The 14,671-nt window shown below is 71.6% G+C and carries 12 protein-coding genes; 8 read left to right on the forward strand and 4 right to left on the reverse strand.

What is annotated here, in order from left to right; genetic code table 11:
* Positions 1 to 16: 16 nt before the first annotated feature.
* Complete coding sequence (locus tag OO63_RS08940; protein WP_031192346.1) at positions 17 to 1,180, forward strand: ABC transporter ATP-binding protein; 1,164 nt, start codon at positions 17 to 19, stop codon at positions 1,178 to 1,180.
* Between the two features lie 285 nt (positions 1,181 to 1,465).
* Here the strand turns inward: OO63_RS08940 and OO63_RS08945 are convergent, their stop codons facing one another.
* The 4 genes from OO63_RS08945 to OO63_RS47890 form a co-directional block, all read right to left on the reverse strand.
* A complete protein-coding gene (locus OO63_RS08945) occupies positions 1,466 to 2,434 on the reverse strand; it encodes an ABC transporter substrate-binding protein (protein WP_397622196.1) in 969 nt (322 codons plus the stop codon).
* Between the two features lie 5 nt (positions 2,435 to 2,439).
* Entirely contained in the window at positions 2,440 to 3,117 is a 678-nt protein-coding gene (locus OO63_RS08950; protein ID WP_031192348.1) for an ABC transporter permease, read from the reverse strand.
* Positions 3,114 to 3,794, reverse strand: a complete 681-nt coding sequence (locus OO63_RS08955) for an ABC transporter permease (RefSeq protein ID WP_031192349.1) — start codon at positions 3,792 to 3,794, stop codon at positions 3,114 to 3,116. The genes OO63_RS08950 and OO63_RS08955 overlap by 4 nt, the downstream gene beginning before the upstream one ends.
* Before the next feature lie 138 nt (positions 3,795 to 3,932).
* The gene (locus OO63_RS47890; RefSeq protein ID WP_487046638.1) at positions 3,933 to 4,460 is read right to left on the reverse strand and encodes a CGNR zinc finger domain-containing protein; all 528 of its coding nucleotides are present in this window, start codon (positions 4,458 to 4,460) and stop codon (positions 3,933 to 3,935) included.
* Between the two features lie 19 nt (positions 4,461 to 4,479).
* On the opposite strand from OO63_RS47890, the gene OO63_RS08960 reads away from it, so the two are divergent.
* The 7 genes from OO63_RS08960 (at position 4,480) to OO63_RS08990 (ending at position 14,670) form a co-directional block, all read left to right on the forward strand.
* Positions 4,480 to 4,707 (forward strand): hypothetical protein, encoded by a 228-nt coding sequence (locus OO63_RS08960; RefSeq protein ID WP_031192350.1) that lies wholly within the window; start codon positions 4,480 to 4,482, stop codon positions 4,705 to 4,707.
* Positions 4,708 to 4,822: 115 nt separating this feature from the next.
* Positions 4,823 to 5,626, forward strand: coding sequence for an HlyD family efflux transporter periplasmic adaptor subunit (locus OO63_RS08965; protein ID WP_031192351.1), 804 nt, complete (start codon positions 4,823 to 4,825; stop codon positions 5,624 to 5,626).
* Complete coding sequence (locus OO63_RS08970) at positions 5,623 to 7,923, forward strand: NHLP family bacteriocin export ABC transporter peptidase/permease/ATPase subunit (RefSeq protein ID WP_078619029.1); 2,301 nt, start codon at positions 5,623 to 5,625, stop codon at positions 7,921 to 7,923. Before OO63_RS08965 ends, OO63_RS08970 begins: the two co-directional genes overlap by 4 nt.
* A 1-nt stretch (position 7,924) precedes the next feature.
* A complete protein-coding gene (locus OO63_RS08975; RefSeq protein WP_031192353.1) occupies positions 7,925 to 10,819 on the forward strand; it encodes an NHLP bacteriocin export ABC transporter permease/ATPase subunit in 2,895 nt (964 codons plus the stop codon).
* A 76-nt stretch (positions 10,820 to 10,895) separates the two neighbouring features.
* On the forward strand, positions 10,896 to 11,912 hold the full coding sequence (locus OO63_RS08980; protein WP_031192354.1) for a peptidyl-alpha-hydroxyglycine alpha-amidating lyase family protein: 1,017 nt from the start codon (positions 10,896 to 10,898) through the stop codon (positions 11,910 to 11,912).
* Between the two features lie 105 nt (positions 11,913 to 12,017).
* Positions 12,018 to 13,052, forward strand: coding sequence for a LacI family DNA-binding transcriptional regulator (locus OO63_RS08985; protein WP_078619030.1), 1,035 nt, complete (start codon positions 12,018 to 12,020; stop codon positions 13,050 to 13,052).
* 184 nt (positions 13,053 to 13,236) lie between these two features.
* Positions 13,237 to 14,670, forward strand: a complete 1,434-nt coding sequence (locus OO63_RS08990) for an extracellular solute-binding protein (protein ID WP_031192356.1) — start codon at positions 13,237 to 13,239, stop codon at positions 14,668 to 14,670.
* The last annotated feature ends 1 nt before the right edge of the window (position 14,671 follow it).

Raw genomic sequence — 14,671 nt, forward strand, 5'->3', positions numbered from 1 at the left:
CGGTTAGCGTGAGGGAATGATCCGGTTCGAGCAGGTGACCAAGCGCTACCCGGACGGCACGACGGCCGTGGACGACCTCTCCTTCGAGGTCGCCGAGGGAGAGCTGGTCACGCTCGTCGGCCCGTCCGGCTGCGGCAAGACCACCACGATGATGATGGTGAACCGGCTCATCGAGCCGACCTCCGGCCGCATCTACGTCAACGGCGAGGACATCGCCGCCGTCGACCCCGTACGCCTACGGCGCCGCATCGGCTACGTCATCCAGCAGGTCGGCCTCTTCCCGCACCGCACCGTCCTCGACAACACCGCGACCGTGCCCGCCCTCGTCGGCTGGAAGCGAGCCAGGGCGCGGGCCCGCGCCGCCGAACTCCTCGACCTGGTCGGGCTCGACCCGAAGACGTACGGGCCGCGCTATCCCGAGCAGCTCTCCGGCGGACAACGCCAGCGCGTCGGCGTGGCCCGCGCCCTCGCCGCCGACCCGCCGGTGCTCCTGATGGACGAGCCGTTCGGCGCCGTCGACCCCGTCGTGCGCGAACGGCTCCAGAACGAGTTCCTGAACCTCCAGCGGACCGTGCGCAAGACCGTCCTGATGGTCACCCACGACATCGAGGAGGCCGTCCGCCTCGGCGACCGGGTCGCCGTGTACGGGCAGGGGCGCATCGAGCAGTTCGACACGCCGGGCGCCGTCCTCGGCACGCCCGCGACGCCGTACGTCGCCAGGTTCGTCGGCGCCGACCGCGGGCTCAAGCGGCTCTCGGTCACCGAGATCGAGGTCGACGACCTGGAACAGCCGCCCGTCGCCCGCCTCGACGAGTCCGCCGCGCAGGCCGCGGCCCGGCTGCGCGGGGACGACGCCCGCTGGGCGATGGTCCTCGACGAGGGCGGCGACCTGCACGGCTGGGTCGGCGTCGACGAGGTCGGCCTCGCCGGGGACGACGCCACCGTCGGCGACCTCGCCCACCGCATGAACGCCTGGGTGCCCGTCGGCGCACCCCTGAAGCAGGCCTTCGGCGTGATGCTCCAGCACGACGCGGGCTGGGTCGCCGTCGTGGACGGCTCCCGCTTCGTCGGCGTCCTCACCCCAGCGAAGCTGCATGAGGCGCTGCGGCGGTCTGTGGACGCGGATGCCCACGGGGTGGGGCGGGGGGACGTGGAGTTCGACTCGGTCGCAGACGCGTAGCGCCTGGCCGGCGCGGGGTGGGCGGGGTCCCCTGCGGGGGGCTCTTGGCTGCGCCATGGCTGGGGTTTGTCTGGGGCCTTCTGTGGATTTTGGCTGCGCCATGGCTGGGGGGTGTTTGGCGCCGCCGGGATGCTTGTGGGGGATTTCGCCGTTGCGGCGGAGAAGAGAGCCCCGTCCGGGGAGGTGGAGCGGTGGGCGGCAGACGGCGGGCAGCGGGCAGCGGGCAGCGGGCAGCGGGCGGCGGGCGGGCGGCGGGCGGGCGGCGGGCGGGCGTAATTGCTGGCGCTACAGCAGGTTCTTGGTCTCCAGGTACTTCTTCGCCACGTCCTCCGGAAGCCTGCGCCAGCTGTCCACCTGCCGGTTGAGGTCCGCCAGGTCCTTCGTCGTCAGGACCGTGTTGAGGCGGGCCAGGGCGCGGGAGACGCCCTTGCTGCCGGCGCGGGAGCGGTTGACGACGGGGACGATGTAGTCGGCGTTCTGGAGGTTCTTGTCGTCGGTGAGGAGGACCAGGCCGAACTCGTCGAGGGTGGCGTCCGTCGTGGTGGTGAGGACCATCTGGTCCTGGCCGCTCTGGACGGCCTTCTTGGCCTGGGTGGTGCCGACGCCCTTGGGGTCGACGCCGGTGATGTCGATGCCGTAGACCTTCTTCAGGCCGGGTTCGCAGTACGGGCGCTGGACGCATTCGTCGCCCGCGGCCAGGCGGACCTTGAGGCCGGACTTGCCGAGGTCGGTGAGGGACTTCAGGTGGTGCTTGCGGGCGTAGGCGGCGGTGACGGCGAAGGCGTTCTGGTCCACGGCCCTGCCGGGGTCGAGGACGGTGAGTCCGCGGGGCGCGGCGAGCTTGCGCAGGGCCTTCATGGTGGCGTCGAGGTCGGGTGAGCCGACGGGCTTCGCGTCGGCTCCGTTGACCTTCGCGTTCAGCCAGTCGGCGAAGGTGGCCGCGTACTCGGGCACGACGTCGATCTGTCCGGACTCCAGGGCGGGTTCGTAGAGTTCGCGGTTGGCGACGGACAGGATCTCGGTGTCGTAGCCGGCCTTGTCCAGGAGGAGCGCGTACATCTGCGCGAGCAGGTCGCTCTCCGTGAATCCGGCGGAGCCGACGACGAGGTGCTTGCTGTCGCCGGGCGGCGCGGTGACCTTGTCCTGGGTCTCCAGGGAGGGACCCGAGTCGCAGCCGGAGGCGAGCAGGACGGCGGCCGCGAGCAGTACGCCGCGCCGGGTCCCACGATTGGCTCCGCGAGCGGTGCGCGTCACGCCGCTCACCCCTTCCCCGTCTTGCGCGCCCATCCGGGCGCGAGCCGCTCGACGGCCTCGAAAACGCCCTCGACCAACAGGGCGAACACGGCGACGAGCACCGCGCCCGCCACCACTTGGGGCGTGCTGGCCAGGTTGAAGCCCGCCGTGATGATGCGGCCGAGGCCGCCGCCGCCCGCGAGCGCGGCGATGGTCGCGGTGGCGACGAGCTGGACGGCGGCGATCCGGACACCGCTCATGATCAGGGGCAGCGCGAGCGGCGCCTCGACCCGCCAGAGCATCTGCCGCCCCGTCATGCCCATCCCGCGCGCCGCCTGGACGACGCTGCGGTCCACGCCGCGCATGCCGACGTAGGCGTTGGTGAGCAGCGGCGGCACGGCGAACAGGACCAGGGCGACGACGGTGGGGCCCTCGCCCCACTTGCCGAGCGGCGTGAGCAGGAGCAGCACGAGGACCGCGAACGTCGGCACGGCGCGCCCGACGTTGGAGATGTTCACGGCGAGCGCGCCGCCCTTGCCGAGGTGGCCGAGGACCAGGGCGACGGGCAGCGCGATGAGACAGCTGATCAGGAGGCAGACGACGGTGAGGACGAGGTGCTGGGTGAGGCGGTGCCAGATGCCGTCGTCGCCCGCCCAGTGCGCGGAGTCGGCGAGCCAGTCCCAGGCGTCGGTGAGGGTGTTCACGCGCGGGCCGCCCTCGTCCAGGGCGTGAGGAGTCGCTGTACGCCGAGCAGCAGCAGGTCGGCGAGGACGGCGATGACCACGCAGAGCACGGAGGCGGTGAGGACCTGCGCCTTGAAGTAGGTGTTCATCCCGGAGTAGATGAGGTTGCCGAGTCCGCCGAAGCCGACGATCGCGCCGACGGTGGCGAGGGAGACCGCCGAGACGGTGGCGATGCGCAGGCCCGCCATGGCGGCGGGCAGGGCGAGCGGCAGTTCGACGGTCAGAAGCAGGCGGATCGGGCCGTAGCCCATGCCGCGGGCGGCCTGCCGGGTGTCCTCGGGGACGGCGCGCAGGCCCGCGAGGATGTTGCGGACGAGCAGCGTCAGGGAGTACAGGACCAGGCCCGCGATGACGAGCGTCTCCGACAGTCCGTACACCGGGAGCAGCAGCGAGAACATCGCGAGGGACGGGATCGTGTAGAGGACGGTGGTCACGGCGAGCACGGGTCCGGCGGCCAGGCCCCAGCGGCGGGCGAGAACGGCCAGCGGCAGGGCGATGGCGAGCGCGATCAGGACGGAGAGCGCGGTCAGCTCCAGGTGTTGCAGCACGGCGTCGGTGAGGATCTCGCGGCGGGTGCTCAGATAGTCGCCGCAGATCCACTCGTTGCGCGCGAGGCAGTCGTCCGGAGGCGCGGTCACCCGTCCATTCCAGCGGGCCACAGGGGGGTCGGCACCTGGTGCTGGACCGTACGGGGTGGGGTGCGCCGTCAGCCGGTGCGGCCGGTGTGGGCGCGGGGCGCCGTCAGTCCGTGCGGCGGGCGTGGGCCCGCGGTGCCGTCAACCTGTGCGGCGGGCGTAGGCCCGGGCGGCGCGGGCGCGGTCGCCGCACCGGGTGGAGCACCAGTGGCGGCGTTCGTCGCCGCCGGGCTCGCCGACCGCCTGGACTGGGGCCGGTAGCCGGACCGGCCGACGGCCCCACTCGGGCGACCCGGCGTCCCCTTCGACCCCGATTGCGGGTGCCTTCAGTGAACCTGCACATCGAATGCGCACCTTCGTCACGCCATTCGATCCGCGCTCCTCTCGAATTTCGGTGCATCGACCACAGGCAACGCTTTTCCGCGGGACCGTGTCCGATTTGTTGGAAGGAGTCATTCCGGGTACCGAATTTTCTTCTGTGAAGCTTGTGAAGGAGCTGCCACCACGCGGTGAAACAGCCTGCACGCAGCGGTGATTCGACGTCACAGCCGCAGCTGACCGCTGCTTCACCAGTTGGATGTACGCGCTGCGAACATGCTTTGATCCTGGCCGTCGCGGAATTCGAATCCCCAGGTTCCGCGGCCTTGGAAACACCTGTGCACCACTCATGAGAAGGGCAGCTCACATCATGAACAACGTCCCCCAGGTCGAGACCCGCGAGATTTCCGACGCCGACCTCGACAACGTCGCCGGTGGCCTCGTCTCCGGCGTCGTGGGCAACGTCACCGGCACCGTTGACTCCATCGCCCCGGTCTCGGGCGTCGTCGGCGGCGTCGTCGGCACGGTCGAGGGTGTCACCGGTGTGAACACCGGCGCCGTCACGGGCCTGGCCTCCGGCCTGACCGCCGGTCTCTGAGCCTTCGCTCACTGAGACGGCGTGACACGTGAGCCCCGGAGCCCCAGGTTCCGGGGCTCACGGACGCCCCAGGCACCGTGACGCCACCGACCAGGCACAGTAAGGGAAGCGTTCCGTGCAGTTCCGCCAACAGGCCCTGTCCAAGCTGCAGTCGCCCGAGGAACTCGACGTACCGGTGCGCTACGCCCGCCCCCAGGGCCTGCTCGTCCTCGCCGTCACCCTCGTCGTCATGGCCGCCGCGGGCGTCTGGGCCGTGACCGGGTCGGTCCCCTCGACGCTGCGGGCCCCCGGGATCCTCACGCACGGCCAGGGCAGCTACGTCCTGCAGAGCCCCGTCACCGGCCAGGTCACCCGCGTGCTCGCCAAGGAGGGCAAGCGGCTCGCCGCGGGCGCTCCCGTACTCGAAGTCCGTACGGAACAGGGCGACAAGGCCGTCCGCGCCATCGCCGCCGGCCGCGTGACCACGCTCGCCGCCAGGATCGGCACCGTCGTCACCACCGGCTCCGACGTCGCGACCCTGGAGCGCGTGGCGGGCACCGACGACCCGCTCCTCGCCATGCTCTACGTACCGGCCGACAGCGCCGCCCTCCCCGTCGGCACGTCGGTGGATCTCACCGTCCAGTCCGCGCCCACGGCCGAGTACGGCAAGCTGCGCGGCCGGGTGCAGGCCGTCGGGCGGGCCGCGCAGAGCAGGCAGAAGATCACCGGCTTCCTCGGCGACAAGGAGCTGGCCGGGCAGTTCACCCAGGACGGGCCGCCCGTGGCCGTGGTCGTACGCCTTGAGAAGTCGACGCGCACCAAGTCCGGCTACGCGTGGTCGACCGCCGACGGACCGCCTTTCCCGCTCGACTCCATGACCCCGGCCACCGGCACCTTCCACCTCGCCGAGCAGCGCCCGATCGATTGGCTGCTTCCGTGACCGCACCGCTCTCCTCCCCCGCGTCTCCCGCGTCCCCCGCGCACCAGCAGCCACTGCCGCCCCCCGGCGGCCGTCGCAGGCACCGCCCCGAACCCCCGCGGCGCGGCCGGCGTGCGGCGCCGCGCCCGGCGCCGAAGGGCAGGCGCCCACGGACCGTCCGCACGCCCACCGTCCTGCAGATGGAGGCCGTGGAGTGCGGCGCCGCCGCCCTCGCCATGGTCCTCGCCCACCACGGACGGCACGTCCCCCTGGAGGAGCTGCGCATCGCGTGCGGCGTCTCCCGCGACGGCTCCCGGGCGAGCAACGTCCTGAAGGCGGCGCGCAGTTACGGCCTGACGGCCAAGGGCATGCAGATGGAGCCCGCCGCGCTGGCCGAGGTCGAGGCACCCGCGATCCTCTTCTGGGAGTTCAACCACTACGTCGTGTACGACGGCACGGGGCGCCGCCTCGGCCGCCGGGGCGTGTACATCAACGACCCGGACAAGGGCCGCCGCTTCGTGCCCGCGGAGGACTTCGACACCAGCTTCACCGGAGTGGCCCTGGTGCTCGAACCGGGTCCCGACTTCCGTCCGGGAGGCCGCAGGCCCGGCGTCATGAGGGCCCTCCCGGCACGGCTGCGCGGCACCACGGGCACCATGCTCGCCGCGCTCCTGGCCAGCCTGCTGCTCGTCGCGGTCGGCGCCGTGCTGCCCGCGCTCAGCCGGACGTACATCGACCTGTTCCTGATAGGGCATCAGACGTCGTTGCTCGGCGCGCTGTTCGCGTCGATGGGCGCGATGGTCGCGCTGACCGTGGTGCTGACCTGGCTGCAACAGGCGAATCTGCTGCGCGGCCGCATCATCTCCTCCACCGTCGGCAGCGCCCGCTTCCTGCGCCATCTGCTGCGCCTGCCCGTCACGTTCTACGCCCAGCGCAGCCCCGCCGACCTCGTGCAGCGCCTGGCGTCCAACGACACGGTCGCCGAGACCCTCGCCCGCGACCTCACGGCCGCCGGGGTCGACGGCGTCGTCGTCCTCCTCTACGCGGCCCTGCTGTGGACCTACGATCCGCAGCTCACCCTCGTCGGCGTCGGCATCGCCCTGCTGAACGTCGTGGCCATGCGCGTCGTCATCCGGCTGCGTGCCACCGGCACCCAGAAGCTGCGCGCCGACAGCGCCAAGCTCACCAACACCTCGTACACCGGTCTGCAGTTGATCGAGACCATGAAGGCGACCGGCGGCGAGGACGGCTACTTCCGGCGCTGGGCGGGCCAGCACGCCACCACCCTCGAGGAGCAGCAGCGCCTCGGGGTGCCGAGCGCCTGGCTCGGTGTCGTCGCGCCGACCCTGGCGACCCTCAACAGCGCGCTGATCCTGTGGCTCGGCGGCCTGCGCGCGGTCGAGGGGCACCTGTCGATCGGCCTGCTCGTCGCCTTCCAGGCCCTGGTGACCCGCTTCACCGCGCCGATCACCCGCCTCAACGGCGTCGCGGGCCGCATCCAGGACTTCGCCGCCGACGTCGCCCGCCTCAAGGACGTCGAGAACTTCCCCGTCGACGCGCTCTACGCACGCCCCGAACCTGCCGCGAGCACGCGCCGCCTCACGGGCCACGTCACCCTCGACGCCGTCACCTTCGGCTACAGCCCCCTCGACAAGCCGCTCCTGACCGGCTTCTCGCTGTCGGTCGGGCCGGGGCAGCAGGTCGCGCTCGTCGGCGGCTCCGGCAGCGGCAAGTCGACCGTCTCCCGGCTGATATCGGGGCTCTACAGCCCGTGGGAAGGCACGATCCGCATCGACGGACAGCGCCTGGAGGACATCCCGCGCGGCGCTCTGTGCGCGTCCGTCTCGTTCGTCGACCAGGACGTCTTCCTCTTCGAGGGCACCGTCCGCGACAACGTCGCGCTGTGGGACCCTTCCGTCCCGGACGACGCCGTCGTCGCCGCCCTCAAGGACGCCTGCCTGTACGACGTCGTGGCCCGCAGGCCCGGCGGCATCCACGGCCGGGTCGAGCAGGACGGGCGGAACTTCTCCGGCGGGCAGCGGCAGCGCCTGGAGATCGCGCGGGCCCTGGTCCGCCGCCCGAGCGTCCTCGTCCTCGACGAGGTGACCAGCGCCCTGGACGCCGAGACCGAACAGGGCATCATCGACAATCTGCGCCGCCGCGGCTGTGCCTGTGTCGTCATCGCCCACCGCCTGAGCACCGTCCGCGACAGCGACGAGATCGTCGTGCTCGACCACGGGCAGGTCGTGGAGCGCGGGCGCCACGAGCACCTCGTCGCCGCGGGCGGCCCCTACGCCCACCTGGTCAAGGAGCACTGACGTGACCTCCGTCCCGGAACAGCACGCGTACGGCGACGACACCGTCGGCGGCGCCTTCGGAGCGCTCGGCACGCCGGTCGACTGCACGGGCCTGCGCAGCGTGCACCTGGAAGGCCCCCAGGTCCTTTGGCTCGTCGTGGCCGGCGCTCTCGACCTGTTCGCCGTCGACGCCGTGCACCAGGGCCCCTGGCACTACCTCGGCCGCCTGGAGCCGGGCACGCTGCTCCTCGGCCCGGTCGAGGGCCCCCAGCACACCCTCGTCGGCCGCCCCCTGCACGGCTGTGGGCTGCGCCGGATCCCGCTGCGCGAGCTGTACCGCCCGGACTACGGCGACACCTGGTCGTACGAGCAGTGGTACCCCAGCCGGTACGACACCCAGGACGCGGCGCTGAGCCTCCTGGAGCACGCCTTCGCGCTCGGCGTCGGACGCGGCCACCGGGTCCTGTTCGAGGCGCCGCTGGACGGCCGCGGCCTGAGCGACGAGGCCGTCCCCGACAGCACCGCCGCCCCCGACGGCGCCGTGGCCGACGACGACATCCTCTGGATGCCGGTCGCGCCGGGCAGCGTGCAGTATGGCGCCGCCTACAGCGAGCAGGCCGCGGGCGACCTGCTCGTCGACGCGGCGATGTGGCAGCGGATGGTCAACCAGCAGTACCGCCTTCTGGCCACCCTCGACCGGTGGATCGAGCGCCTGGAACGGGACCACGAGGACCGTACGGCCGCCGGTATCAAGGCGGGCGAGCACGTGCGCGAGCAGGCCGACAGGACGCTGATCGCCTCCATCGGCCGCTCCGGCGGGCGCCGTTCGCGTCCCGGGGACACCCATGGCGGTCACGACGCGACGTACGCCGCCTGCCGCCTGGTGGCCGGAGCGGCGGGCATCGCACTGACCGACGCCGCGGCGGGCGGTGCGGTGAGCGACCGGATCGACCCGGTGGAGCAGATCGCGGTGGCCGCGCGGATCCGTACCCGTGCCGTCCGGCTCGACGGCCGCTGGTGGCGCGAGAACGCGGGCCCGCTGGTGGGACACCGTGCCGCGAGCGGCGCGCCGGTCGCGCTGCTGTGGCGGCGCGGCGGCTACGAGTCGGTGCACCCCACGTCCGGGCGGCGCACCCGCGTCGGCCCCGCCAACGCCGACGAGTTCGAACCGCGCGCGGTCATGTTCTACCGTCCGCTGCCCGATCGGGCGTTGACCCCGTGGCGCCTGGCCCGCTTCAGTCTGCGGGGCAGCGGTGGCGACGTGCGCAACCTCGCGCTCGCGTCGCTCGTGACGGTCGTGGTCGGCGCTCTGGTGCCCATCGCCACGGGCCAGGTCCTGGGTGTCTTCGTGCCGAACGCCGAGAAGAGCCTCATCGTCCAGGTGGCCCTGGCCGTCATGATCACCAGCTTGGTCTCGGCGGCGTTCATGCTGCTCCAGAACCTCACCGTCCTGCGGCTGGAGGGCCGCATGGAGAGCGCGCTCCAACCGGCGGTCTGGGACCGCCTCTTGAGGCTGCCCACGCGCTTCTTCGCCGCCCGCTCCACAGGGGAGCTGGCGAGCGCCGCGATGGGCGTCAGCGCGATCCGCCGGGTCCTCTCGGGCATCGGCCCGGTCGCCCTGCAGGCAGGCTCCATCGGCGCGATGAACGTGGTCCTGCTCCTGCTCTACAGCGTCCCCCTCGCCCTGGCCGCCCTGGCGATGCTCGCCGTCGTCGCGGCCGTGTTCCTCCTGCTGGGCCTGTGGGAACTGCGCTGGCAGAGGCGTCTGGTGGAGCTCGGCAACAAGCTGAACAACCAGGCGTTCCAGACCCTGCGCGGACTGCCCAAACTCCGCGTCGCCGGGGCGGAGAGCTTCGCCTACGCGGCGTGGGCGGGCGCCTTCGCGCGCAGCCGTGAGCTGCAGCAGCGGGCCGGCCGCGTCAAGAACATCACGACGGTCCTGAACTCGGTCTATCTGCCGCTCTGCACGCTCATCATGTTCGTCCTGCTCGCGGGCCCGGCCCGGGGCAGCTTGACGGCGGCCGAGTTCCTCACCTTCAGCACCGCCGTGACGATGCTCCTGACGGCCGTCACGCAGCTCACCGGCGCGCTGCTCTCCGCGGCCGCGGTGCTCCCGATGTTCGAGCAGATCAAACCGGTGCTCGACGCGGTACCTGAGGTGCGCGCCGGGAGCACGCAGCCGGGCGAGCTCCAGGGCGGGATCGAGGCGCGGGGCCTGTCCTTCCGGTACGCCGACGACGGCCCGCTGGTCCTGGACGACGTGTCGCTGGCGATCCGGCCGGGCGAGTTCGTCGCCGTGGTCGGGCCGAGCGGCTGCGGCAAGTCGACGCTGCTCCGCCTTCTGATCGGCTTCGACGAACCGGCCGCCGGCAGCGTGCTCTACGACGGCCAGGACCTGTCGGCCCTGGACCAGTCGGCGGTGCGCCGCCAGTGCGGTGTGGTCCTGCAGAACGCCCAGCCGCTCACCGGTTCGATCCTGGACTGCATCTGCGGCGCCGAGTCGTTCACGCAGGACGAGGCGTGGGAGGCCGCCGCGATGGCGGGCCTCGCCGAGGACATCAAGCGCATGCCGATGGGCCTGCACACGATGATCTCCGGCGGCGGGGCGGTCTCCGGCGGTCAGCGTCAGCGTCTGATGATCGCCCAGGCCCTGATCCGCCGCCCGCGCGTCCTCTTCCTCGACGAGGCGACCAGCGCCCTGGACAACGAGACGCAGCGCACGGTCATGGACAGCACCCGCTCCCTCAACGCCACCCGTGTCGTGATAGCCCACCGGCTCTCCACCGTCATGGACGCCGACCGTGTCGTCGTCATGTCGGAGGGCCGCATCGTGCAACAGGGCCCACCCGCCGAGCTGTTGGCGGACACGGGCGGGCGGCTGCACGAACTGGTACGGCGTCAGATGCACACCCTCTGACACGCGACTCACCGCCCCCTGTCGCCCCGTCGCGCCGCCGTCCTATGATCCGGGCCGGCCCGTCCTGGGAGGACCGTTGGCTGTCGGACCCGCGACCGATGCGACCGTGTACGAGCCCGTGCCCTTCTGGGCCAGGATCCCGCACGGAGTGTGGCTCAAGGAGGCCACCTCCGTCGCCGTCGACTCCGAGGACCGCGTCTACGTCTTCAACCGCGGCAACATGCCCGTGCTCGTCCTCGACCGGGGCGGACACGTCGTCGACATGTGGGGCAACGACACCCCGTTCGCCGGGACGGAGGTGTTCGAGGACCCCTACGGCAACGCGATGCCGCGCTGGCGTGGCTGCCGGTTCCAGCGCGCGCACGCCATCACCGTCGACCACGAGGACCACCTCTGGCTCGTGGACGACATCGGCAACCGCATCACCAAGACCGACCGCGAGGGCAACACCCTGCTCACCCTGGGCACCGGGCGTCCGTCCGGTTTCCAGAGCGGTGAGCCCTTCAACCGCCCCACCGACGTGGCGATATCACCGCTCACCGGCGACATCTTCGTGTCCGACGGCTACGGCAACTCCCACGTGCACCGCTACGACGCCCGGGGCACCCACCTCATGTCCTGGGGCGGGCCCGGCACCGACGAGGGCCGGTTCAGCCTGCCGCACGGCGTCTGTCTGTTCGGCGACGACGCGGTGATCGTCTGCGACCGCGAGAACCACCGCGTCCAGGTGTTCTCCTTCGACGGGGAGTTCCGCACGTCCTGGCACGCCCACAAGGCGGTCGCCGTCTGCGCGGGCCGGGGTGCCGACACCAACGTGTATGTCGCCGAGCAGGGGCCGCCGCCGGTGCAGCGGGGCGTGCCGGGTCTCGGCCACAAGATCCAGATCTATGACAGGGAAGGGCGGCTCGTCACGCGCTTCGGCGCCGAGCTGCCCGGCGAGGCCCCCGGGCAGTTCAACTGGTTGCACAGCGTCGCCGTGGACTCCGAAGGCAGCGTGTACGCCGCGGAGGTGTCGTACACGGAGGTGGGCAGCACACTGACGCCGCCCCGGGAGCTGGTGAGCCTGCGCAAGTGGCGGCGGGTGCGGGGCTGAACGGAGCTGCTGGGCGCTGAACGTCGCTGATGGGCACAGACGGGCACTGATCGACTGTCGACATGCACGCAAACAGCCCGCAATTCTTGCGCTAATCTTGCGTTCATGACGCGACGACTTGCTCAGGTGGCGAAGAAGGTCGGGGTCAGCGAGGCCACGGTCAGCCGGGTGCTCAACAACAAGCCGGGGGTCTCGGACGCCACCCGGCAGGCGGTCCTCTCCGCGCTCGACGTGCTCGGCTACGAACGGCCGACCCTGCTGCGCGGGGAGCGCGCCCGTCTTGTGGGGCTCGTCCTGCCGGAGCTGCAGAATCCGATCTTCCCGGCGTTCGCCGAGGTCATCGGGGGCTCCCTCGCCCAGCAGGGACTCACCCCGGTCCTGTGCACGCAGACCAAGGGCGGCGTCTCGGAGGCGGACTACGTGGAACTGCTGCTCCAGCAGCAGGTGTCGGGCGTCGTCTTCGCGGGCGGCCTGTACGCCCAGGCCGACGCGCCGCACGACCACTACAAGCAGCTCGCGGCGCGCAACATCCCGGTGGTCCTGGTGAACGCGGCCATCGAGCACCTGGGCTTTCCCGCCGTCTCGTGCGACGACGCCGTGGCCGTCGAGCAGGCCTGGCGCCACCTGGTCTCGCTCGGCCACGAACGCATCGGCCTCGTGCTCGGCCCCGCCGACCACATGCCCTCGCAGCGCAAGCTGGCCGCGGCCCGCGCGCTGGCCGACGCGGCGGGCGGGCGGCTGCCGGAGGAGCGGGTGGCGCGGGCGATGTTCTCGCTGGAGGGCGGCCAGGCCGCGGCGGCCAGGCTGCTCGACTCCGGGGTCACCGGCATCGTCTGCGCCAGCGATCCGCTCGCGCTCGGCGCAGTCCGGGCGGCCCGCCGCCGGGGTCTGGTGGTGCCGCGGGACGTGTCGGTGGTCGGCTTCGACGACTCCGCGTTCATGAACTGCACCGAGCCGCCGCTCACCACGGTCCGCCAGCCGATCGAGGCCATGGGCCGCGCGGCGGTCGAGCTGCTCACCCTCCAGATCGCGGGCAGCGCGGTCCCGTCGGGGGAACTGCTCTTCGAGCCGGAGCTGGTGGTGCGGGGCTCCACGGCGCAGGTGGCACGCGAGGGCACGGGCGGCACGGGCGGGGTGTGATCAGTCGGCACGAGGACGACAGCGCGCAACAGTCGAATATTTTCAATTTACGCGCGAGATATTGCGGCCTGGTGTCGGCGGTGCTTGAGTAAGCGCCGCCGCACAGCTCTCCGCTGTGGGCTTCCCCAGCTCCCGCCATGCCCTGCCCGCACGGGCGGTGGCGCTGCCCCAGAGGGGTCCACCGATGAGAAGCACCGGGATACGCCGACCACGCGTGCACCGCACGCGCCGCCCCCGCCGCACCACCACGACCGCGCTCGCCGCCACGCTCGCCCTCACCCTGCTCACCGCCTGCGGCACCAGCAGCAGCGACGGCGGGAGCGACGGCAACGCCGCGGACGCGGCCGACGCGGCCTCACCGCTGGACCCGAAGACCAAGGTCACGCTCACCATCGACTGCATGCCGCCGGCCGCGGAGAAGGCCGAGCTGCGGCAGTGGAAGGAGGACGTCAAGGCGTTCAACGCCACGTACCCGAACGTCACGATCAAGGGCAAGCAGACCGATCCGTGCCTGGAGCCGCCCCGGTTCACGGCGATGCTGAAGGCCAAGTCCCAACCCGACGTCTTCTACACGTACTTCACCGACCTCCAGCAGGTCCTCGACAACGACGGTGCCACCGACATCAGCGCCTACGTCAACGACAGGTCGGTGCCCGCGCTCGGCGACATGGACCCCGACGTCCTGGACGTGCTGAAGAAGGACGGCAAGCTCTACGGCCTGCCCTCCAGCAACTACACGATGGGCCTGCTGATCAACCGTCCGCTCTTCGAGAAGGCCGGACTCGACCCCGACAAGCCGCCCACCACCTGGGCGGAGGTCCGCGCGGCGGCGAAGAGGATCGCGGCGCTCGGTGACGGCGTCGCCGGGTTCGGCGAGTACAGCGCGGGCAACAACGGCGGCTGGCACTTCACCGCGACGGCCTACGGCCTCGGCGGCAGCATCGTCGACGCGGACGGCACCGAGGCCGCGTTCAACGACGCCACCGGCAAGCGGATCCTCGACAACCTCAAGGCCATGCGCTGGGACGACGACAGCATGGGCAAGACGCAGCTCCTGAAGTGGGGCGACCTGCAGAAGCAGATGGCGTCGGGGAAGCTCGGCATGTTCCTCGCCGCGCCCGACGACATCACGTACATGGTGCAGAACCTCGGCGCGAAGTACGGGGACTACGGGATGGCGCCGATCCCCGGGCAGCAGGCCACCCTCTTCGGCGGCAACGACTACATGATCAAGAAGGGGATCTCGGCCGACAAGGTCAAAGCCGCGATCGCCTGGATCAACTTCAAGTTCCTCACCCCCGGCAAGGGCCAGTTCGACTGGGCCCGCACCAAGGCGGACGGCCTGCCCGTCGGCCTGCCGCAGCCCAACTTCTGGACCGGACAGACGAAGACGGCCGACGACAAGGCCCGCGCCACCAACTCCACCATGCCCGTGGCGAACTTCAAGGCGTTCACCGCGCACCCCGTGCAGGGCAAGCCCGAGCCGCCCAAGGCACAGGAGATCTACAAGGTCCTCGACACCGCCATATCGGCCGTCCTCACCAACAAGGACGCCGACCCGGGCAAGCTGCTCGACACCGCGGAGAAGCAGGTCAACCAGATCCTGGCGAACCAGTAGG

The sequence above is a fragment of the Streptomyces alboflavus genome, from assembly GCF_000716675.1.
GTDB lineage: Bacteria > Actinomycetota > Actinomycetes > Streptomycetales > Streptomycetaceae > Streptomyces > Streptomyces alboflavus.